Below are 19,196 nucleotides of genomic sequence, written 5' to 3'. Positions count from 1 at the left end.
GTTGAGGATCGACCATGACACACACTCCTGATCCGTTAACCCTGAAGCTGAGCCTGCGCGAGAAGTGCGCCTATGGGATGGGCGATTTTGGCTCGAACCTGATGCTCTGTATCGGCACGCTGTATCTGCTGAAGTTTTATACCGACGAGCTGGGTATGCCCGCCTTTTACGGCGGCATTATTTTTCTGGTTGCGAAGTTTTTTACCGCCTTTACCGACATGCTGACCGGGGTGCTGCTGGACTCCCGGCGTCATATCGGCGCGAGGGGAAAGTTCCGGCCATTCATTCTGTATGCCTCCGTACCGGTGGCGCTGGTTGCCACGGCGCAGTTTATGGCCAACGATTTTAGCCTGACGGTGAAAACGGCCCTCGCCACCGTGCTCTTTATGATGTTCGGCCTGTGCTATAGCCTGATGAACTGCTCTTACGGTGCGATGGTGCCGGCCATCACCAAAAACCCGAACGAACGGGCGCAGCTTGCGGCCTGGCGTCAGGGCGGCGCGACGGTGGGGCTGTTACTCTGCACCGTCGGCTTTATGCCCATTCAGGCGCTGTTCGTCAGCCAGCCCTCCCTCGGCTATCTGGTGGCCGCGCTGGTGTTTGTCACCGGCGGCTTATTCTGCATGTGGTGGTGCTACAGCGGCGTAAAAGAGCGGTATGTCGAAATCTCGCCCGATCACCATAAGCCCGGCATCCTGAAGTCATTCTGCGCTATCTTCCGCAACCCACCGCTGCTGGTGCTGTGCATCGCGAACCTCTGCACCCTGGCGGCGTTTAACATCAAGCTGGCGATTCAGGTCTATTACACCCAGTACGTGCTCAACGATCTGCATTTGCTGTCGTGGATGGGCTTTTTCAGCATGGGCTGCATTCTGATTGGCGTGTTTCTGGTGCCCGGTGCGGTGAAGCGTTTTGGCAAGAAGCCGGTCTATCTGGGCGGGCTGGCCCTGTGGGCGATAGGCGATGTGCTGAACTTCTTCTGGGGGACCAGCTCGCTGCTGTTCGTGCTCTTTTCCTGTATGGCCTTTTTCGGCACGGCGTTTGTGAACAGCCTGAACTGGGCGCTGGTGCCGGATACGGTAGATTACGGCGAATGGAAAACGGGCATTCGCGCCGAAGGGTCGGTGTATACCGGCTATACCTTCTCGCGCAAAATCTCCGCCGCCCTCGCCGGATTCCTGCCGGGCATTATGCTGACGCAGATTGGGTATGTTCCTCATGCCGTGCAGAGCGCCAGTACGCTGCTCGGCTTGCGTCAGCTGATTTTCCTCTGGCCGTGCGGCCTGGCGATTATCGCCGCCGTGACCATGGGACTCTTCTATAAACTCAACGAAGCGCGCTTCGCGTTTATTATCGAGGAGATCGGCAAACGGAAAAAAACAGCGGAAGTTATGGCCGCGTACGATCCGGAAAAGCGGGTTTCCGCCACCAGCGTTTAGCCATAAAAAAAGCCGCTGAGGGATCAGCGGCTTTTTACTTGCCGGGTGGCGCGTACGCTTAACCCGGCCTACGGAAGACCGTATTACTCTTCTTTCGCACCGCGCATAGCACGTTTACGATCGTTCTCGGTCAGGTGACGTTTACGGATACGGATAGACAGTGGAGTCACTTCTACCAGTTCGTCGTCATCGATGAATTCCAGAGCTTGCTCCAGCGTCATCTTGATCGGTGGAACCAGAACCGTCGCTTCGTCAGTACCGGACGCACGCATGTTGGTCAGTTTCTTACCGGTCAGGCAGTTTACAGTCAGGTCGTTAGAACGACTGTGAATACCGATGATCTGGCCTTCGTAAACTTCTGCACCGTGGCCCAGGAACAGCTTACCGCGGTCCTGCAGGCTGAACAGGGCGAACGCAACCGCTTTACCCTGACCGTTGGAGATCAGAACGCCGTTGTTACGCTGACCAACTTCGCCTGGACGAACGTCGTCGTAGTGGCTGAAGGTGGAGTACAGCAGACCGGTACCAGAGGTCATGGTCATGAACTCAGAACGGAAGCCGATCAGGCCACGGCTTGGGATCACGTAGTCGAGACGTACGCGGCCTTTACCATCTGGATTCATATTTTTCAGGTCGCCTTTACGCTCACCCAGAGCCTGCATGACAGAACCCTGATGCTGCTCTTCAACGTCCAGCGTTACGTTCTCGAACGGCTCTTGTTTACGGCCATCGATTTCGCGGAAGATAACTTTCGGACGGGAAACCGCCATCTCGAAACCTTCACGACGCATGTTTTCGATCAGAACTGACAGGTGCAGCTCACCACGACCGGAAACGCGGAAAGCGTCCGCATCTGGGGTTTCTTCAACGCGCAGCGCAACGTTGTGCACCAGCTCTTTGTTCAGGCGGTCAAGGATCTGACGAGAGGTAACGAACTTACCTTCTTTACCACAGAACGGCGAGGTGTTGACGTTGAAGAACATGGATACGGTTGGTTCATCAACGGACAGGGCTGGCAGCGCTTCAACATTCTGCGGATCGCAGATGGTGTCGGAGATGTTCAGCTCACCCAGACCGGTGATGGCAATGATGTCGCCCGCTTCAGCGATGTCGCTATCGATACGCTCAAGACCCAGGTGAGTCAGCACTTTGCCCACTTTACCGTTACGGGTTTTGCCTTCGCTATCGATGATAGTGACCTGCTGGTTAGGCTTAACTTTACCGCGCTTGATACGACCAATGCCGATAACACCAACGTAGTTGTTGTAGTCGAGCTGAGAGATCTGCATCTGCAGGGTGCCGTCGAGATCAACGTTTGGTGCAGGAACACGGTCAACAATCGTCTGATACAGCGGGGTCATGTCTTCCGCCATATCTTCGTGGTCCAGACCTGCGATACCGTTCAGCGCAGACGCGTAAACGATAGGGAAGTCCAGCTGCTCGTCGGTCGCGTCGAGGTTAACGAACAGGTCAAATACCTGGTCTACAACCCAGTCAGGACGCGCGCCCGGACGGTCAACTTTGTTGATAACGACGATTGGCTTCAGACCATGGGCAAACGCCTTTTTGGTCACAAAGCGCGTCTGCGGCATTGGGCCATCCATTGCGTCAACGACCAGCAGAACGGAGTCTACCATGGACATTACACGTTCAACTTCACCACCGAAGTCGGCGTGGCCTGGGGTATCAACGATGTTGATACGGTAGTCATTCCATTTGATGGCGGTGTTTTTGGCGAGGATGGTAATCCCACGCTCTTTCTCCAAATCGTTGGAGTCCATCACACGCTCTTGAGTTTCGGCACGAGCATCAAACGTACCGGACTGCTGCAGCAGCTTATCAACCAGGGTAGTTTTACCATGGTCAACGTGCGCGATGATGGCGATGTTACGCAATTTTTCGATCACAACTTTGCCTCAGGCATTTAGAAATAGCGCGTTATTGTACACGGATTAATCGCACTACAAAACAGGATCACAAACATCCCCCGCAAACAAGTATTGCAGAGATGCTTTGTGATCGCTTTCACGGAGCGGTAACAGGGCACTTTAACGTAAATTGCACCAATATGGTGCTCAATGTTCACATTGAAGCACTATACTGGTGCAACAAATCCATTGTAGTGCAGGTCTTTTGCACTATGGTGCGCATGATAACGCCTTTTGGGGGTGTTTTAAAAGTTGGCACAGATTTCGCTTTACAAAAATACGCCAAAAAAATGGCTCGCAGCCAGGCCAAAGCAGAATTTGAAGACCTCGTTACCACGACGACAATGACCAATCTGGAGAGTTAAGTATGTCCGCTGAACACGTTTTGACGATGCTGAACGAACATGAAGTGAAGTTTGTTGATCTGCGCTTCACCGATACCAAAGGTAAAGAACAGCACGTCACAATTCCTGCTCATCAGGTAAACGCCGAATTCTTTGAAGAAGGCAAAATGTTTGACGGCTCCTCCATTGGTGGCTGGAAAGGTATTAACGAATCCGACATGGTTCTGATGCCAGATGCCACGACTGCGCTCATTGACCCGTTCTTCGAAGAGTCTACGCTGATCATCCGTTGCGATATCCTTGAGCCAGGCACGCTGCAGGGCTATGACCGCGACCCGCGTTCCATCGCGAAACGTGCTGAAGAGTACCTGCGTTCTACCGGCATTGCAGATACCGTTCTGTTTGGGCCAGAGCCAGAGTTCTTCCTGTTTGACGACATCCGTTTCGGCGCGACCATTTCGGGTTCCCACGTTGCTATCGATGACATCGAAGGCGCATGGAACTCTTCCACCAAATACGAAGGTGGTAACAAAGGTCACCGTCCTGGCGTGAAAGGCGGTTACTTCCCGGTTCCTCCGGTCGATTCTTCACAGGACATCCGCTCTACCATGTGTCTGATCATGGAAGAGATGGGCCTGGTCGTTGAAGCGCATCACCACGAAGTGGCGACCGCTGGCCAGAACGAAATCGCGACCCGCTTCAACACCATGACCAAAAAAGCGGACGAGATTCAGATCTACAAATACGTTGTTCACAATGTAGCGCACCGTTTCGGTAAAACCGCGACCTTCATGCCAAAACCGATGTTTGGCGATAACGGTTCCGGTATGCACTGCCACATGTCTCTGTCCAAGAACGGCACCAACCTGTTCGCTGGCGACAAGTATGCTGGTCTGTCCGAGCAGGCGCTGCACTACATTGGCGGTGTGATCAAACACGCTAAAGCCATCAACGCCCTGGCGAACCCAACCACGAACTCCTACAAGCGTCTGGTCCCAGGCTACGAAGCGCCGGTCATGCTGGCCTACTCTGCCCGTAACCGTTCTGCGTCTATCCGTATCCCGGTTGTTGCGTCTCCGAAAGCGCGTCGTATCGAAGTGCGCTTCCCGGATCCAGCGGCTAACCCGTACCTGTGCTTCGCCGCGCTGCTGATGGCCGGCCTGGACGGTATCAAGAACAAGATCCACCCTGGCGAAGCCATGGACAAAAACCTGTATGACCTGCCGCCAGAAGAAGCGAAAGAGATCCCACAGGTTGCTGGCTCTCTGGAAGAAGCCCTGCAGGCGCTGGACGCAGACCGTGAGTTCCTGACCGCGGGTGGCGTGTTCACCGATGAAGCTATCGACGCTTATATCGCACTGCGTACCGAAGAAAACGACCGCGTACGCATGACGCCACACCCGGTTGAGTTCGAACTGTACTACAGCGTTTAATGAAGAATGAAAACTCTGCACGATGTGTCGTGAGAGTTTAAAAACCAATGGATTTCTTGCTACGGCAAGGCGGCAATTGAGTGAGTCCCCGGGAGCTTACATCAGTAAGTGATCGGGGTGAACGAAAGCGGCCAACGCAGCTGTCGCGAGAAAGACGCAGGTTTTAGTTGCCGTGGAAACTTTCAGCCCATCTTCGGATGGGCTTTTTTCTCCACCAACAAACTGATCTCACGCGCTTTTTTCGTCTAAAACGCTATACTGCACTAAATTAGTGCAGCCAACTCCAGGAGACTGCTGAATGGCAACTGGCACGCTGCCCGATGCTGGGCAGATCCTCAATTCTTTGATTAACAGTATTTTGCTGGTCGACGACGAGCTGGCGGTGCATTACGCCAACCCGGCGGCGCAGCAACTGCTCGCCCAAAGCGCGCGCAAACTGTTTGGTACCCCGCTTCCTGAACTGCTGAGCTATTTTTCGCTGAACATCGCTCTGATGCAGGAAAGCCTGCTGGCGGGCCAGGGGTTTACCGATAACGAAGTGACGCTGGTGATCGACGGGCGCTCGCACATTCTATCGCTGACGGCGCAGCGCCTGCCTGACGGCCTTATCCTGCTGGAAATGGCCCCGATGGATAACCAACGACGCCTGAGTCAGGAGCAGCTCCAGCACGCTCAGCAAATTGCCGCTCGCGATCTGGTGCGCGGCCTGGCACATGAAATCAAAAACCCGCTGGGCGGATTACGGGGCGCAGCGCAGCTGTTAACCAAAGCGCTGCCGGACCCGGAGCTTGCCGAGTACACCAACGTCATCATTGAGCAGGCAGACCGCCTGCGTAATCTGGTTGACCGCCTGCTCGGGCCGCAACAGCCTGGCATGCATATCTCTGAAAGCATCCACAAAGTGGCTGAGCGCGTCGTGAAGCTGGTCTCGATGGAGCTGCCGAAGAACGTCACGCTGGTGCGTGATTACGACCCAAGCCTGCCGGAACTGGCGCACGATCCGGACCAGATTGAACAGGTTCTGCTGAATATTGTACGCAACGCGCTCCAGGCGTTAGGTCCGGAGGGCGGCGAAATCATTCTGCGCACCCGCACCGCGTTCCAGCTGACGCTTCACGGCGAACGCTATCGTCTGGCGGCGCGTATCGACGTTGAAGATAACGGGCCGGGTATTCCGCCGCATTTGCAGGACACCCTGTTCTACCCGATGGTCAGCGGCCGCGAGGGCGGCACCGGTTTAGGGTTATCCATTGCCCGTAATCTGATCGACCAACACTCCGGCAAAATTGAATTTACCAGTTGGCCGGGACATACCGAGTTTTCGGTTTTCCTGCCGATTAAAAAATAAAGGTGACGTTTATGCAACGAGGGATAGTCTGGGTAGTCGATGACGATAGCTCCATCCGTTGGGTGCTTGAACGCGCACTCACGGGGGCAGGATTAACCTGTACGACGTTTGAAAGCGGCAGCGACGTGCTTGATGCCCTGACCACAAAAACGCCGGACGTGCTGCTCTCTGATATTCGCATGCCGGGTATAGACGGTCTGGCGCTGTTAAAGCAGATCAAGCAGCGCCATCCTATGCTTCCGGTCATCATAATGACGGCGCACTCCGATCTGGATGCAGCCGTCAGCGCCTACCAGCAAGGGGCATTTGATTATCTGCCTAAGCCGTTTGATATTGACGAAGCGGTTGCGCTGGTTGAGCGCGCCATCAGCCACTATCAGGAGCAGCAGCAGCCCCGCAACGCGCCCGTTTTTGGCCCGACGGCGGATATTATCGGTGAAGCGCCTGCCATGCAGGATGTGTTTCGCATTATTGGCCGCCTGTCGCGATCGTCCATCAGCGTTCTGATTAACGGTGAATCGGGAACGGGTAAAGAGCTGGTCGCGCATGCGCTGCATCGCCATAGCCCGCGCGCAAAATCGCCTTTCATCGCCCTGAACATGGCGGCCATTCCAAAAGATTTGATTGAATCCGAGCTGTTCGGCCATGAAAAAGGGGCGTTTACCGGGGCGAATACCATTCGTCAGGGGCGTTTCGAACAGGCCGACGGGGGAACACTGTTCCTGGATGAAATCGGCGATATGCCGCTGGATGTTCAGACCCGCCTGCTGCGCGTGCTGGCTGACGGTCAGTTTTATCGCGTGGGCGGCTACGCTCCGGTAAAAGTGGACGTGCGCATTATTGCCGCCACCCACCAGAACCTGGAGCTGCGCGTGCAGGAGGGCAAATTCCGCGAGGATTTGTTCCATCGCCTGAACGTCATCCGCGTTCATCTCCCGCCGCTGCGTGAGCGTCGGGAGGATATTCCCCGCCTGGCGCGTCACTTCCTGCAGGTCGCCGCGCGTGAACTCGGTGTGGAAGCCAAACTGCTCCATCCGGAGACCGATGCGGCCCTCACCCGACTGGCATGGCCGGGTAACGTGCGTCAGCTGGAAAATACCTGCCGCTGGCTTACGGTGATGGCGGCGGGCCAGGAAGTCTTGATTCAGGATTTACCGGCAGAACTCTTTGAGGCCACCGCCCCAGAAAGCAACACCGGCTCTACGATTTCGGACAGCTGGGCGACGCTTCTGGCACAGTGGGCCGACCGCGCGTTGCGTTCCGGTCATCAAAACCTGCTTTCCGAGGCGCAGCCTGAGATGGAACGCACGCTGTTAACCACCGCGTTGCGCCATACGCAGGGACATAAACAGGAGGCGGCGCGCCTGCTGGGATGGGGCCGTAATACCCTGACGCGTAAGCTGAAAGAGCTGGGAATGGAGTGATCTTTACCGCTGTGTAAAGATTATTAATTGAGCGCAAATTGCCGTTATTTTGCGCTTTACTGTTCCGATGAGTTTTGTATGATCGTGCCCGGAAATTTGGGGGGACCATCATGCTGGAATCATTAATCACTCTGCTCTCAAGCGGAGCCGCTGAAAGCCACACGCCGCAAACCGCCGTTGCTGCCGTCCTGTGTGCAGCGCTGGTGGGGCTGCTTAGCTAGCGAGCTGGCGATGAGAAGCCGGGTGACGGCTTCGCCTTACCCGGCCTACAAAAGCGTGAAACGTAGGCCGGGTAAGCGAAGCGCCACCCGGCATTGCCGCTTAAATCACCCGCGAGAACTGCTGTAAACGCGCCTTTTGCCGCAGATAGGCGTCAAAGCACATGCAGATATTACGGATCAGCAGACGCCCTTTTGGCGTAACCACAATCGCGCTGTCCGTGACGTCCACCAGCCCATCTTTTGCCAGCGGCGCAATCAGCTTCAGATCATCCGCAAAGTAATCGCTGAACTGCAGATCCCACTGCGCTTCAATCTCGCTGAAATCGAGGCGGAAGTTGCAGATAAGCGCTTTAATCACATCCCGACGAATACAGTCGTCGCGCGTTAACGCGGTGCCGCGCCACAGCGCGTTGCCGGTGTCATCCACCTGCTGATAGTACAGCTTCAGCTCTTTCTGGTTTTGCGCGTAGCAGTCGCCAATCATGCTGATGGCGGAAACGCCCATCCCGAGCAGATCGGTATCGCCCTGGGTGGTATAACCCTGGAAATTGCGGTGCAAGACCCCTTCACGCTGGGCGATCGCCAGTTCGTCATCCGGACGGGCAAAGTGGTCCATACCGATAAACTGATAGCCGTCTTCGGTCAGCGACGCGATGGTTTCCTGCAGGATATCCAGCTTCTGCTGGGCAGAAGGCAGATCGGCATCTTTAATTTTGCGCTGAGCGGCAAACAGCGTCGGCAGATGCGCGTAGTTAAACACGCTCAGGCGATCCGGATTCAGTTCGGCCACGCGCCTGAGCGTAAAGGCAAAGCTCTCTGGCGTCTGCTTCGGCAGGCCGTAGATCAGATCAATATTGGTCGAGGTAAAGCCGATATCGCGCGCGTGGTTGAGCAAGGCAAAGATAAATTCTTCGTCCTGCTCACGGTTCACCAGACGCTGCACCTCTTTGTTAAAGTCCTGCACACCCATGCTCAGGCGGTTAAAACCTTCTGCGCGTAAGTGATCCAGGACATCCAGCTCAATTTCGCGCGGATCGACTTCGATCGAGATTTCGGCATCGTCGTTAAACCTGAAGTGGCCGCGCAGCAGCGTCATCAAACGGCTGATTTGTGCTTTATTGAGATAGGTTGGCGTGCCGCCGCCCCAGTGCAGCTGGCTAACCTGACGGCCAGCAAACAGCGGTGCGCGATGCAGGATTTCCTGCTCAAGCGCATCCAGATACTGGTCGGCCTTATGCTGCTGGCGGGTCACGATTTTATTGCAGCCGCAGAAGTAGCAGAGCTTGTGGCAGAAAGGAATGTGGACGTAGAGCGACAGCGGGCGCTCGGGGTAGCGCGCGACGGCCTGCTGAAAATCAGCCTCGCCAAAAGCGTCGGAAAACTCCAGCGCCGTGGGGTATGAGGTATAGCGCGGCCCGGAATAGTTATATTTCTGGATCAGGGCCAAATCCCAGTCGATTGATGGTACAGACATGCTCACTCCTTCCGTTGGTGTCGCGTTCGTATACGGCGGCCCGTTCTGGCCCCATTGCGGGCCATCATTCGGGTGCGCAGCCACATCTGTCGCCGCGACAACCGCCGTAGTTTAACGAATAACCACACCAGATAACATATAACCGGAAGGGTTATAAGCAGGACGACTGTACCTGCCGGGTGCAAATGTTAGTTTCCACCCTTCAGGAGACGCATCATGTCTTCCTGCTTTTCTTCTTCCTCTTCGTCGTCTTCATCATCGTAAGACAGACCAAGCTTCTGCATCAGCTCGTCGATGCGGTCCAGTTTGGCATCCACCCAGGACTGCTCTTCCGCGGTCAGGGTTTCACCTTCTTCAAGACGTTCCAGCAGCGCGTCCAGGCGCTCGTCGTTCTCCAGCATGTCCAGCTCAGCCTGCGGTGAAAGCATAGGTTTCTCGCTCTTTGGTTTGTGCTGCTTAGTGACTGGGGTGTCTGTCACGCCCAGAGGAACGGGCGTTTTGCTGCCAATACGCGGATCTTTCTGCTGTTTGTTTTTAGCAGAAGCGCCTGCTGCACCGTCACCGCTTGTACGGCTACCCGCTGCATGACCACGATGTTTTTTATCGCGTTTGCGATCGCGCGCTTCCTGGTTCAGTTCTTCGCGCGTTTTGCGGCGTGCTTTTGCAGGGCGCTTAGCACCCGCTGCGGATGTCGGTTTTTTCATGATGTTTTATCTTAACGTCGTTTTATTCAGTATAGAATTGCGGCGAAATCTAGCAGAAAGCAAGCAAAGAAAAAAGGCGACAGAGCAATCTGTCGCCTTTTTTCCTGACTCTCAACCCTTAACGGGTTACACATTCCGTGTTTGCCTACAACAAACCCTGTTTATCCGTTGGCTGATACCGTCCGTGATACGGTTCCGTTTCCTGTTAAAACGCCTCCAGGCGCTGGTCATCCTGACAATCCTGAGTCTTCGCCTCCTGGCGCTCCTGACCCTTATCCTTAAGTCGTTATCCTGTTGGCGTCCTCGCCTTGACGCACACTTTACCTTGTTCACTTAAACTAACAAGCATCAAAAGAGTACAAAAACGGATTTTCAGATAATTACTCATTACCAACTAACTGATTTTAAATGTATTACCTTTTTTCGCCTCTGCGATTTCTCTTAAATCTCCCATAGCATGGATGGCAGATCTCTTACAAACCTCATGGTTTTAGCTCACAGGCTTCTTACGATGGGAAAAGCCTTTTGCCCGCATTCAGGTATAATCCCCCCAGATTACGAATTTTGGAGACGACCACGTGACTACCTGGAACTACCAACAGACGCATTTTGTCACCAGTGCGCCCGATATCCGCCACCTGCCTTCCGATACCGGTATTGAGGTGGCATTTGCTGGCCGCTCCAATGCGGGAAAATCCAGCGCTCTGAATACGCTGACAAATCAGAAGAGCCTGGCCCGTACCTCAAAAACACCTGGCCGTACTCAGCTAATTAACCTGTTTGAAGTGGCAGAAGGCAAACGCCTGGTCGACTTGCCGGGCTACGGTTATGCCCAGGTTCCGGAAGAGATGAAGATCAAGTGGCAGCGCGCGCTGGGTGAATACCTGGAGAAACGCCTGTGCCTGAAAGGTCTGGTGGTGCTGATGGATATCCGTCACCCGCTTAAAGATCTCGATCAGCAGATGATCGCCTGGGCGGTGGAGAGTGATATTGCCGTACTGGTGCTGCTGACAAAAGCGGATAAGCTGGCAAGCGGCGCGCGTAAAGCGCAGGTGAATATGGTTCGCGAAGCGGTGCTGGCTTTCAACGGCGACGTGCAGGTTGAGCCGTTCTCTTCGCTGAAAAAGCAGGGCGTGGATAAGCTGCGTCAGAAGCTCGACAGCTGGTTTAACGACCTGGAACCCGCAACCGAAGCGGAAGAAGAGTAATTTCAGGCGCGGCACAGTCCGCGCTTTTTTTTGCCCGGCATTTTCTTTGCCGCAATAAAAAACGCCCCAGTCATTACTGACTGGGGCGGCTAAAATATTCAGCCAAATCCGATTACGTGAAGTAAAAGGTCTGAAAGATAGAACATCTTACCTCTGTACCCTACGTCGTTAACTCTACCGCTTTTTTATCTGTAGAAAAAGCACTTTTCGTAGTTTTTTTTCATTCTTTACATAGGGAATTCTAATGATCGTCACAAAACGCGCGTCATTATGTTGCTTACTTACATAAAACGCGCGTTATTCCGTGAACGCTTAGTGAGCCTGATCCCAGTTTTCACCGCTTCCGACTTCCACCAGCAACGGCACGTCCAGCGTCATGCTGTTTTCCATCAGTTCGTGGATCTTGCGGGAGACCGATTCCAGATCGTCTTTGTGCACTTCGAACACCAGTTCATCGTGTACCTGCATAATCATTTTTACGCGCGGCTTCTCTTTTTCCAGCCAGGCATCCACGGCGATCATCGCGCGTTTGATGATATCCGCTGCGGTGCCCTGCATTGGGGCGTTGATCGCGGCGCGTTCAGCACCGGCGCGGCGTGCGGCGTTGCTGGATTTGATGTCCGGCAGGTAGAGACGGCGGCCGTCCAGCGTCTCGACGTAGCCCTTCTCTTTCGCCTGCGCGCGCGTACGTTCCATATATTCCAGCACGCCCGGGTAGCGCTCGAAGTAGAGATCCATATACTTCTGCGACTCTTTGCGCGGGATGTTGAGCTGACGAGAAAGACCAAAGGCGCTCATCCCGTAAATCAGACCGAAGTTGATCGCCTTCGCGCTACGGCGCTGTTCGTTGGTCACGCTCTCCAGCGGCAGGCCAAAGACTTCGGCAGCCGTTGCCCGGTGAATGTCCTGACCTTCTGCGAAGGCGGTGAGCAGGCCTTTATCACGGGACAGATGCGCCATAATGCGCAGCTCGATTTGCGAGTAGTCCGCAGAGACAATCAGATAATCGTCCGGCGCAATAAAGGCCTGACGGATACGACGCCCTTCCTCGTTGCGCACCGGGATATTTTGCAGGTTCGGATCGGTCGATGAGAGACGTCCGGTTGCCGCAACCGCCTGATGATAAGAGGTGTGCACGCGGCCCGTTTTCGGGTTGATCATCAGCGGCAGCTTGTCGGTGTAGGTCGATTTCAGCTTCGCCAGCCCGCGATACTGAAGGATCACTTTTGGCAGCGGGTAATCCAGCGCCAGCTCCTCAAGCACCTCTTCAGAGGTCGACGGCGCGCCGCCAGGGGTTTTCTTCAGCGGTTTGATCCCCTGTTTTTCAAACAGAATCGTTTGCAGCTGTTTCGGTGACGAGAGGTTAAACGGCTCGCCCGCCAGCTCATGGGCTTTTTGCTCAAGCTCGGTCAGGCGCTGCGCCAGCTCGCCAGAGTGGTTATGCAGTACGGTTGGGTCGATCTTCACGCCGTTACGCTCAATGCGAGACAGCACCGGCACCAGCGGCATTTCAATATGCTGGAACACATTTAGCGGACCTTCGTGCTTCTGCAGTTTCGGCCACATTTTCAAATGCAGCTGCAGCGTTACGTCAGCATCTTCCGCCGCGTAGCGGCCCGCTTCTTCGAGGGCGATCTGGTTAAAGGTCAGCTGATTTTTGCCTTTCCCCGCAATCTCTTCAAAGGTGATGGTTTTGTGCTTCAGCCAGCGATCGGAGAGTGAATCCATATCATGACGCCCAGCCACGCTGTCCAGAATGTAGGATTCCAGCATGGTGTCGAAGGCGATCCCGCGCAGCTCAATGCCATAGTTTTGCAGAATGCCGCGGTCAAATTTCAGGTTTTGCCCCACCTTAAGCGCCTTGTCATCTTCCAGAACAGGCTTCATCAGCTCCAGCACACGCTCGCGCGGGATCTGATCGGGTGCATCAAGGTAGTCGTGCGCGACAGGCACGTAGGCGGCCACGCCGGGCGCAGTGGCAAAGGAGAGACCTACCATATTGGCAGAGATGTTATCGAGGCTGTCGGTTTCGGTATCAAAGGCAAATACCGGCGCTTTTTTCAGCTTTTCAATCCATTCAACCAGCTGTGATTCGTCGAGAATGGTTTCATAGTGTTCAAACGAGAGCGTGACGGCCTCTTCGTCTTCTGATTCTTCGGCATCCACCGCAATGGTCTCTTTCACCTTCGCCGCCGGTTTAGACCCTTTAGCCTGAAGCCATTTGCCGGCTTCGACATCGGCGGTCCAGCGCTTGAATTCGTATTTCTTAAACAGGCCGAGCAGCTCTTCAGCAGCAGGCTCCTGAACATGAAGCTGCTCGCAGGTCAGTTCCAGCTCAACGTCTGTTTTAATGGTTGCCAGCTGATAGGAGAGGTAGGCAACCTCTTTGTTATCTTGCAGTTTCGTCGCCATGGTTTTTGCGCCACGGAAGGTGAGACCGGCGATTTTGTCAGACTCAGCGTATAGCGTGTCTAATCCACCGAGGCCCTGCAGCAGCGCCTGAGCGGTTTTTTCACCGACACCCGGTACGCCAGGAATGTTATCCGACGAGTCACCCATCAGGGCGAGGAAATCGATGATCAGTTCTGGCGGCACGCCATATTTAGCCACCACCTCTTCTGGCCCCAGAATGGTGTTGGTCATGGTATTAATCAGGGTGATCCCCGGCGTCACCAGCTGCGCCATGTCTTTATCGCCGGTGCTGATCAGAACGGGGCGGCCCATTTTTTCAGCTTCGCGCGCCAGCGTACCGATCACGTCATCCGCTTCGACGCCTGAAACCGCCAGTAGCGGGAGGCCCATCGCTTTTACCATGGTATGCAGCGGTTCGATCTGCGCACGCAGATCGTCAGGCATTGGCGGGCGGTGAGATTTGTAATGCTCAAACAGCTCGTCGCGGAACGTTTTGCCTTTCGCATCAAAAACGACGGCCGCGTGGGTTGGCTGATACTGGAGGATCAAACTGCGCAGCATGTTAAGCACGCCGTACATCGCGCCGGTTGGTTCCCCTGCGCTATTGGTCAGAGGAGGAAACGCATGATACGCCCGATACAGGTATGAAGAGCCGTCGACGAGAATAAGAGGGTTTTCTGGGATCTGAACCATAGTGTGCGTGCCTTTAATCAATTTATGGGTAAAGGATGCCACATAAGGATGAAAACATCAGTTATTAGCGCCTGATACAGCAAAAGATTTTGCGATCGTGGAGATCGCTCGCAAAGATCAAACTGTGGATAAGTTTGTGAATACTTTCAATTCATTTTAAAAACAGGCGCACCATTCGCAACTTAAATCAAAATTTCATTTTTAAATTCATATAGATAAATGAAGATCGCAAATAATATGTCTTATTGCTGACTTTTTAGTCTATGTGGATATAAGAACCGTTCGCTGGATTGCGGTTGTAAATTCGGGTCTGCCCGATAAAAGCGGCGAGCTTGCTGCGTGAAAGCGCCATTTTTCTGGCTGATTTCTGATAGAATCAGCGCCCAGCGCCGGATAGCCGGCTGCCCATTTAAGCTAACTATCTGAAAAAGCTCACCATGTCGAGATTACTCGCTGCGTTAACACTACTCTTAAGCGTCATTTTAACTATTCTGGTTACTGTCGCCTGTTCTGTGCCCATTATCGTCGCCGGAATAATTAAACTGCTGCTGCCCGTGCCTGGGGTCTGGCGAGCGGTTTCCACGTTTTGCAATTTTATGATGTATTGCTGGTGCGAAGGGCTGGCGATCCTGCTGCGTTTGAATCCGCATTTGAAATGGGATGTGGAAGGTCTGGAAAGCCTGAACAAAAAGAACTGGTACCTGCTTATCTGCAATCATCGCAGCTGGGCGGATATCGTGATTTTATGCGTGCTGTTTCGCAATCACATTCCCATGAATAAATATTTTCTCAAGCAGCAGCTGGCATGGGTGCCTTTTATCGGCCTGGCCTGCTGGGCGCTGGATATGCCGTTTATGAAACGCTATTCACGCAGCTATTTGATTCGTCACCCTGAGCGGCGCGGCAAGGATGTGGAAACCACGCGTCTCTCCTGCGAGAAGTTTCGCGCGCACCCGACAACCATTGTGAATTTTGTCGAGGGCTCTCGTTTTACCCACGAGAAGCATTTGCAGACGCGTTCCCCCTTCCGAAATTTGCTGCCACCGAAGGCTGCCGGTATTGCGATGGCGCTTAACGTTCTGGGTGAGCAGTTCGACAAGCTACTTAACGTTACGCTTTGCTATCCGGAAAATGACAAGACGCCGTTTTACGATATGCTCAGCGGGAAACTGACGCGCATTGTGGTTCGTGTTGACATGGTTCCCATTGATACCGGGCTGCACGGCGATTACGTGAATGATAAGAACTTCAAACGTCGTTTCCAGCAGTGGCTCAATACGCTCTGGAAAGAGAAAGACGAGCAGATAGACAACATCAAAGATTCATACAAAAACGCCGGTCATTGACCGGCGTTTTGTTTTATTACTTCTTCTCGACCAGGTATTTCACGGTATCGGCGTACTGCTGTACGAAGATATCCATGCTGCTGGTATCCATACCCTGCATGTTCAGCTGGTATTTACCGTTAACAAACATCGCCGGAACGCCCTGCAGCTGCAGATCGGCAGCGGCTTTTTCCTGCTGAGCAACCAGGGATTTCACGACAAAGCTGTTCCAGGCCGCATCGTAATCTTCACCTTTCACGCCCGCATCCACGAATACTTTGCGAATATCCGCGGTGTTTTGGACGGTTTGGGTTTTCTGTACGGCTTCAAACAGTGGCGCAGTAACTTTATCTTCTACACCCAGTGCAATCGCAACCGCCCACGCCTGAGTCAGGTCTTTGCCCAGTGGGCCAAGGAACTCAACGTGGTATTTGGTCATTTTGGTGCCTTCCGGCAGCTTTTTCTTCACGTTGTCAGAAACATGAAGAACTTCCTCGAACTGATAGCAGTGCGGGCAATAGAATGAGAAGAACTCCAGCACCTGAGGCTCGCCAGCAACGGGCTTGTCCAGCGTGATGTACTGCTTGCCGTCGGTAAACTGCGCAGCAGAAGCGCTAAATGCCAGAATCATACCTGCCAGCGCCAGCCAAATTTTTTTCATGATCAACTCTCTCCTGGGTGTGTCCTATTAATACATCGGCGTTAATTGCAAAGGGGGTTCCTGTAAAACCTTAACCTGCTCGGTAAATGTGGATATCTGGTTACGCCAGTAATCCTCCCCGGTAAGCCATGGGAAATTCCGGGGAAATGCGGGGTCATCCCAACGCCTGATTAACCATGCGAGATAATAAACAAAACGCATCGCACGTAAAGGTTCAATCAAGGCAATTTCGTCTGAATCGAACGGGCTGAATTCTTCGTAAGCTTCAATGATGGTTTCAAGTTGCATTCGCTGCTCGGCTTTATCGCCGTTAAGCAGCATCCACAGATCCTGAACAGCTGGCCCCATACGGGCATCGTCGAGATCGACAAACAGCGGACCATCGCGCCAGAGGATATTCCCGGCGTGGCAATCACCATGCAGCCGCAAGGTGGGAATATCATCCCGCCAGCAGGCAGTCACCGTATCAATCAGTTTATCGGTCGCATTAAGAAAATCATCTTTTAATGCTTTAGGAATAAGGGTTGAGGCAGCAAATACCTGGCGGGGTTCAAGAAGGTATTCCTGAATACCGATTGTCGGGCGTGCAATAAACGGCGTTTTGCGTCCCGTTTGATGAATGCGGCCAAGGTAGCGCGCAACCCACTCCATCTGATCGATATTATCGGCTTCAAACTGCCGGCCACCCAGGCTTGGAAATACGGCGTAGTAAAATCCCTGGTGCGTAAGCAGCGTTTGAGTATCGAACATCAGCGGCGCGGCAACGGGAACATCGTCATTCAGCAGATCGTGGGCGAACTGATGTTCTTCCTGGATTTGTTCTGCAGACCATCGCTCAGGGCGATAAAACTTTACGACAAAGCGCTGACGATCTTCGTCCTGAAATTGGTAGACGCGGTTTTCATAGCTATTTAACGGGGTAAGCCCAGAATCCACCCGAATACCCTGCTCAAAGAGGGCATCCATAATGGTATCCGGGTGCAGTGTCTGGAAAGTAAAAGCCTGGTCGTTCATCCGATCATCCGGAAATTATACGAATGATTCAGGATATCATCTTGTGGCGATTTCGGTGGGGCCGCTTACAAGCTTTTACTCTTTAATTACGCCACGTGCGCGCAGCAATGCGGTTTTAAAATCTTCCTCATAATCTTTCTGAATACCAGGAATAACAGCATCTTTCGCAGAATCACGCATTTTAAGGTGGTAGATCAGGATGTCGTCAGAAAGGTCTGTCAGTTCACCGTCAAAACCTGACTCTTTCGCCAGTTTCTGTAAAAATTGCATCAGATTCAGCTCCGGCTCTTTTTGCCAGGCTGGCTGAAGGAGTTCAATAACTTCATTCAGACGTTTACATTTCATGGTCGTGCTCCTTTCATTTAGAGAGATACGTTAACAGGGTCAAACCCACAATAAAAGAGGCGATATTAGTGAATCATAGCCAGGAAATTATTGGGGTCGTTCTGGCCGGGGGGAGAGCGACGCGTATGGGCGGAAAAGATAAGGGCCTCCAGCTTCTTAATGGAAAACCCTTATGGCAGCACGTTGCGGATGCGCTTGCGGGCCAGGTATCTGCAAGGGTACTGAGTGCTAACCGCCATATCGATATTTATCAGCGTAGCGGGCTGCCTGTCTATCAGGATACGCTGGCTGATTATCCCGGGCCGCTGGCTGGGATGCTCTCAGTCATGCAGCAGGATCGGGGGGAATGGTTTGTCTTCTGTTCATGCGATACGCCATTTATTCCCGCGTGTCTGGTTGAGCGGATGGTTCAGCAGCGCGGTGATTCCCCCGTGGTCTGGGCGCATGACGGCGAGCGCGACCACCCGACGATTGCGTTGATACATAGATCGCTAATCCCAGCATTGCAGGATTATCTGGCGGCAGGCGAACGCAGGGTAATGGTCTTTATGCGCCAGTCAGGCGGCCATTCCGTTGATTTTAGCGATCTGAAATCTGCGTTTGTGAACGTCAATACGCTGGAAGATCTACAGACAATGCAGGAGAAAAAATGACGCCTGTTTTAGCTATCTCAGCCTGGAGCGGCACCGGAAAAACCACGCTGCTGAAACAACTTATACCTGCCCTGTGCGCCAGAGGTTTACGCCCCGGGCTGATTAAGCACACGCACCATAATATGGATGTCGATAAACCGGGAAAAGACAGCTATGAGTTGCGTAAGGCAGGCGCAGCACAAACGATGGTGGCGAGTCAGCAACGCTGGGCGTTAATGACGGAAACCCCTGACGAAACGCCGCTGGATCTCGCTTATCTGGTGAGCCGGATGGACCATACCACGCTGGATCTGGTGCTGGTTGAAGGGTTTAAGCATGAGGCTGTTGCAAAGATCCTGCTGTTCAGACGCGATGCCGGGCATGATATTGCCGAACTGACGCTCGACGAGCATGTGATTGCGGTGGCCAGTGATATTGCGTTGTCGCTGGACGTGCCGGTTTTGGATTTGAACAATATCGATGAGATTGCGGCGTTTATTGTGGGGTGGTGTGCGGCCTGATTGCCGGATAGCGAATTAGCCTTACCCGAACTGAATTTTATGCATCGTATAAACGCAAAAAGGCCATCCT

The 19,196-nt window shown here is 53.5% G+C and carries 17 protein-coding genes; 9 read left to right on the top strand and 8 right to left on the bottom strand.

Features of this window, described 5'->3' with window-relative positions; translation table 11 throughout:
• Positions 1-14: 14 nt before the first annotated feature.
• Positions 15-1,439, top strand: a complete 1,425-nt coding sequence (locus tag I6L58_RS12975; RefSeq protein ID WP_088209359.1) for an MFS transporter — start codon at positions 15-17, stop codon at positions 1,437-1,439.
• A gap of 83 nt (positions 1,440-1,522) precedes the next feature.
• Here I6L58_RS12975 and typA read toward each other — a convergent pair whose 3' ends face one another.
• The gene (gene typA, locus I6L58_RS12970; protein ID WP_006179110.1) at positions 1,523-3,346 is read right to left on the bottom strand and encodes a ribosome-dependent GTPase TypA; all 1,824 of its coding nucleotides are present in this window, start codon (positions 3,344-3,346) and stop codon (positions 1,523-1,525) included.
• Between the two features lie 388 nt (positions 3,347-3,734).
• On the opposite strand from typA, the gene glnA reads away from it, so the two are divergent.
• The 4 genes from glnA (at position 3,735) to I6L58_RS12950 (ending at position 8,137) form a co-directional block, all read left to right on the top strand.
• On the top strand, positions 3,735-5,144 hold the full coding sequence (gene glnA / locus I6L58_RS12965; protein ID WP_006179107.1) for a glutamate--ammonia ligase: 1,410 nt from the start codon (positions 3,735-3,737) through the stop codon (positions 5,142-5,144).
• 298 nt (positions 5,145-5,442) lie between these two features.
• On the top strand, positions 5,443-6,492 hold the full coding sequence (gene glnL / locus I6L58_RS12960; RefSeq protein WP_088209358.1) for a nitrogen regulation protein NR(II): 1,050 nt from the start codon (positions 5,443-5,445) through the stop codon (positions 6,490-6,492).
• An 11-nt stretch (positions 6,493-6,503) separates the two neighbouring features.
• The gene (glnG, locus tag I6L58_RS12955) at positions 6,504-7,916 is read left to right on the top strand and encodes a nitrogen regulation protein NR(I) (RefSeq protein WP_088209357.1); all 1,413 of its coding nucleotides are present in this window, start codon (positions 6,504-6,506) and stop codon (positions 7,914-7,916) included.
• Positions 7,917-8,026: 110 nt separating this feature from the next.
• The gene (locus I6L58_RS12950; RefSeq protein ID WP_042322634.1) at positions 8,027-8,137 is read left to right on the top strand and encodes a YshB family small membrane protein; all 111 of its coding nucleotides are present in this window, start codon (positions 8,027-8,029) and stop codon (positions 8,135-8,137) included.
• 100 nt (positions 8,138-8,237) lie between these two features.
• Here the strand turns inward: I6L58_RS12950 and hemN are convergent, their stop codons facing one another.
• Positions 8,238-9,611: an oxygen-independent coproporphyrinogen III oxidase gene (hemN, locus tag I6L58_RS12945; protein WP_088209356.1), complete on the bottom strand. Its 1,374-nt coding sequence runs from the start codon at positions 9,609-9,611 to the stop codon at positions 8,238-8,240.
• A 188-nt stretch (positions 9,612-9,799) separates the two neighbouring features.
• Positions 9,800-10,315: a Der GTPase-activating protein YihI gene (gene yihI / locus I6L58_RS12940; RefSeq protein ID WP_088209354.1), complete on the bottom strand. Its 516-nt coding sequence runs from the start codon at positions 10,313-10,315 to the stop codon at positions 9,800-9,802.
• Between the two features lie 578 nt (positions 10,316-10,893).
• On the opposite strand from yihI, the gene yihA reads away from it, so the two are divergent.
• Positions 10,894-11,523, top strand: coding sequence for a ribosome biogenesis GTP-binding protein YihA/YsxC (gene yihA, locus I6L58_RS12935; RefSeq protein ID WP_006179101.1), 630 nt, complete (start codon positions 10,894-10,896; stop codon positions 11,521-11,523).
• Between the two features lie 98 nt (positions 11,524-11,621).
• Here yihA and I6L58_RS23120 read toward each other — a convergent pair whose 3' ends face one another.
• Positions 11,622-11,669 (bottom strand): spot 42 RNA, inhibition of DNA synthesis, encoded by a 48-nt coding sequence (locus I6L58_RS23120; protein ID WP_071892919.1) that lies wholly within the window; start codon positions 11,667-11,669, stop codon positions 11,622-11,624.
• 166 nt (positions 11,670-11,835) lie between these two features.
• The gene (gene polA, locus I6L58_RS12930) at positions 11,836-14,628 is read right to left on the bottom strand and encodes a DNA polymerase I (RefSeq protein ID WP_088209353.1); all 2,793 of its coding nucleotides are present in this window, start codon (positions 14,626-14,628) and stop codon (positions 11,836-11,838) included.
• A gap of 437 nt (positions 14,629-15,065) precedes the next feature.
• On the opposite strand from polA, the gene I6L58_RS12925 reads away from it, so the two are divergent.
• Complete coding sequence (locus I6L58_RS12925) at positions 15,066-15,974, top strand: acyltransferase (protein WP_088209352.1); 909 nt, start codon at positions 15,066-15,068, stop codon at positions 15,972-15,974.
• 16 nt (positions 15,975-15,990) lie between these two features.
• On the opposite strand, the gene dsbA is transcribed toward I6L58_RS12925, so the two are convergent.
• From dsbA to I6L58_RS12910, 3 genes are all read right to left on the bottom strand, one after another.
• Positions 15,991-16,614 (bottom strand): thiol:disulfide interchange protein DsbA, encoded by a 624-nt coding sequence (gene dsbA, locus I6L58_RS12920; protein ID WP_006179098.1) that lies wholly within the window; start codon positions 16,612-16,614, stop codon positions 15,991-15,993.
• Positions 16,615-16,641: 27 nt separating this feature from the next.
• Positions 16,642-17,628 (bottom strand): serine/threonine protein kinase, encoded by a 987-nt coding sequence (locus tag I6L58_RS12915; RefSeq protein WP_088209351.1) that lies wholly within the window; start codon positions 17,626-17,628, stop codon positions 16,642-16,644.
• A 75-nt stretch (positions 17,629-17,703) separates the two neighbouring features.
• Positions 17,704-17,973, bottom strand: coding sequence for a YihD family protein (locus I6L58_RS12910; protein ID WP_010436801.1), 270 nt, complete (start codon positions 17,971-17,973; stop codon positions 17,704-17,706).
• 68 nt (positions 17,974-18,041) lie between these two features.
• Between I6L58_RS12910 and mobA the strand changes: the two genes are divergently transcribed.
• On the top strand, positions 18,042-18,626 hold the full coding sequence (gene mobA / locus I6L58_RS12905; protein ID WP_088209350.1) for a molybdenum cofactor guanylyltransferase MobA: 585 nt from the start codon (positions 18,042-18,044) through the stop codon (positions 18,624-18,626).
• The gene (mobB, locus tag I6L58_RS12900; RefSeq protein WP_088209349.1) at positions 18,623-19,126 is read left to right on the top strand and encodes a molybdopterin-guanine dinucleotide biosynthesis protein MobB; all 504 of its coding nucleotides are present in this window, start codon (positions 18,623-18,625) and stop codon (positions 19,124-19,126) included. The genes mobA and mobB overlap by 4 nt, the downstream gene beginning before the upstream one ends.
• Positions 19,127-19,196 lie beyond the last annotated feature (70 nt).

The organism is Enterobacter cancerogenus, from assembly GCF_019047785.1.
Classification (GTDB): Bacteria; Pseudomonadota; Gammaproteobacteria; order Enterobacterales; family Enterobacteriaceae; genus Enterobacter; species Enterobacter cancerogenus.
The sequence above is the reverse complement of the archived record's forward strand: the minus strand, read 5'-3'. Positions and strand labels throughout refer to the sequence as shown.

Coding starts and splice junctions, on each gene's coding strand:
- I6L58_RS12975 (WP_088209359.1), top strand. CDS start 15: ATGACACACACTCCTGATCCGTTAACCCTGAAGCTGAGCCTGCGCGAG.
- glnA (WP_006179107.1), top strand. CDS start 3,735: ATGTCCGCTGAACACGTTTTGACGATGCTGAACGAACATGAAGTGAAG.
- glnL (WP_088209358.1), top strand. CDS start 5,443: ATGGCAACTGGCACGCTGCCCGATGCTGGGCAGATCCTCAATTCTTTG.
- glnG (WP_088209357.1), top strand. CDS start 6,504: ATGCAACGAGGGATAGTCTGGGTAGTCGATGACGATAGCTCCATCCGT.
- I6L58_RS12950 (WP_042322634.1), top strand. CDS start 8,027: ATGCTGGAATCATTAATCACTCTGCTCTCAAGCGGAGCCGCTGAAAGC.
- hemN (WP_088209356.1), bottom strand. CDS start 9,611: ATGTCTGTACCATCAATCGACTGGGATTTGGCCCTGATCCAGAAATAT.
- yihI (WP_088209354.1), bottom strand. CDS start 10,315: ATGAAAAAACCGACATCCGCAGCGGGTGCTAAGCGCCCTGCAAAAGCA.
- polA (WP_088209353.1), bottom strand. CDS start 14,628: ATGGTTCAGATCCCAGAAAACCCTCTTATTCTCGTCGACGGCTCTTCA.
- I6L58_RS12925 (WP_088209352.1), top strand. CDS start 15,066: ATGTCGAGATTACTCGCTGCGTTAACACTACTCTTAAGCGTCATTTTA.
- dsbA (WP_006179098.1), bottom strand. CDS start 16,614: ATGAAAAAAATTTGGCTGGCGCTGGCAGGTATGATTCTGGCATTTAGC.
- I6L58_RS12915 (WP_088209351.1), bottom strand. CDS start 17,628: ATGAACGACCAGGCTTTTACTTTCCAGACACTGCACCCGGATACCATT.
- I6L58_RS12910 (WP_010436801.1), bottom strand. CDS start 17,973: ATGAAATGTAAACGTCTGAATGAAGTTATTGAACTCCTTCAGCCAGCC.
- mobB (WP_088209349.1), top strand. CDS start 18,623: ATGACGCCTGTTTTAGCTATCTCAGCCTGGAGCGGCACCGGAAAAACC.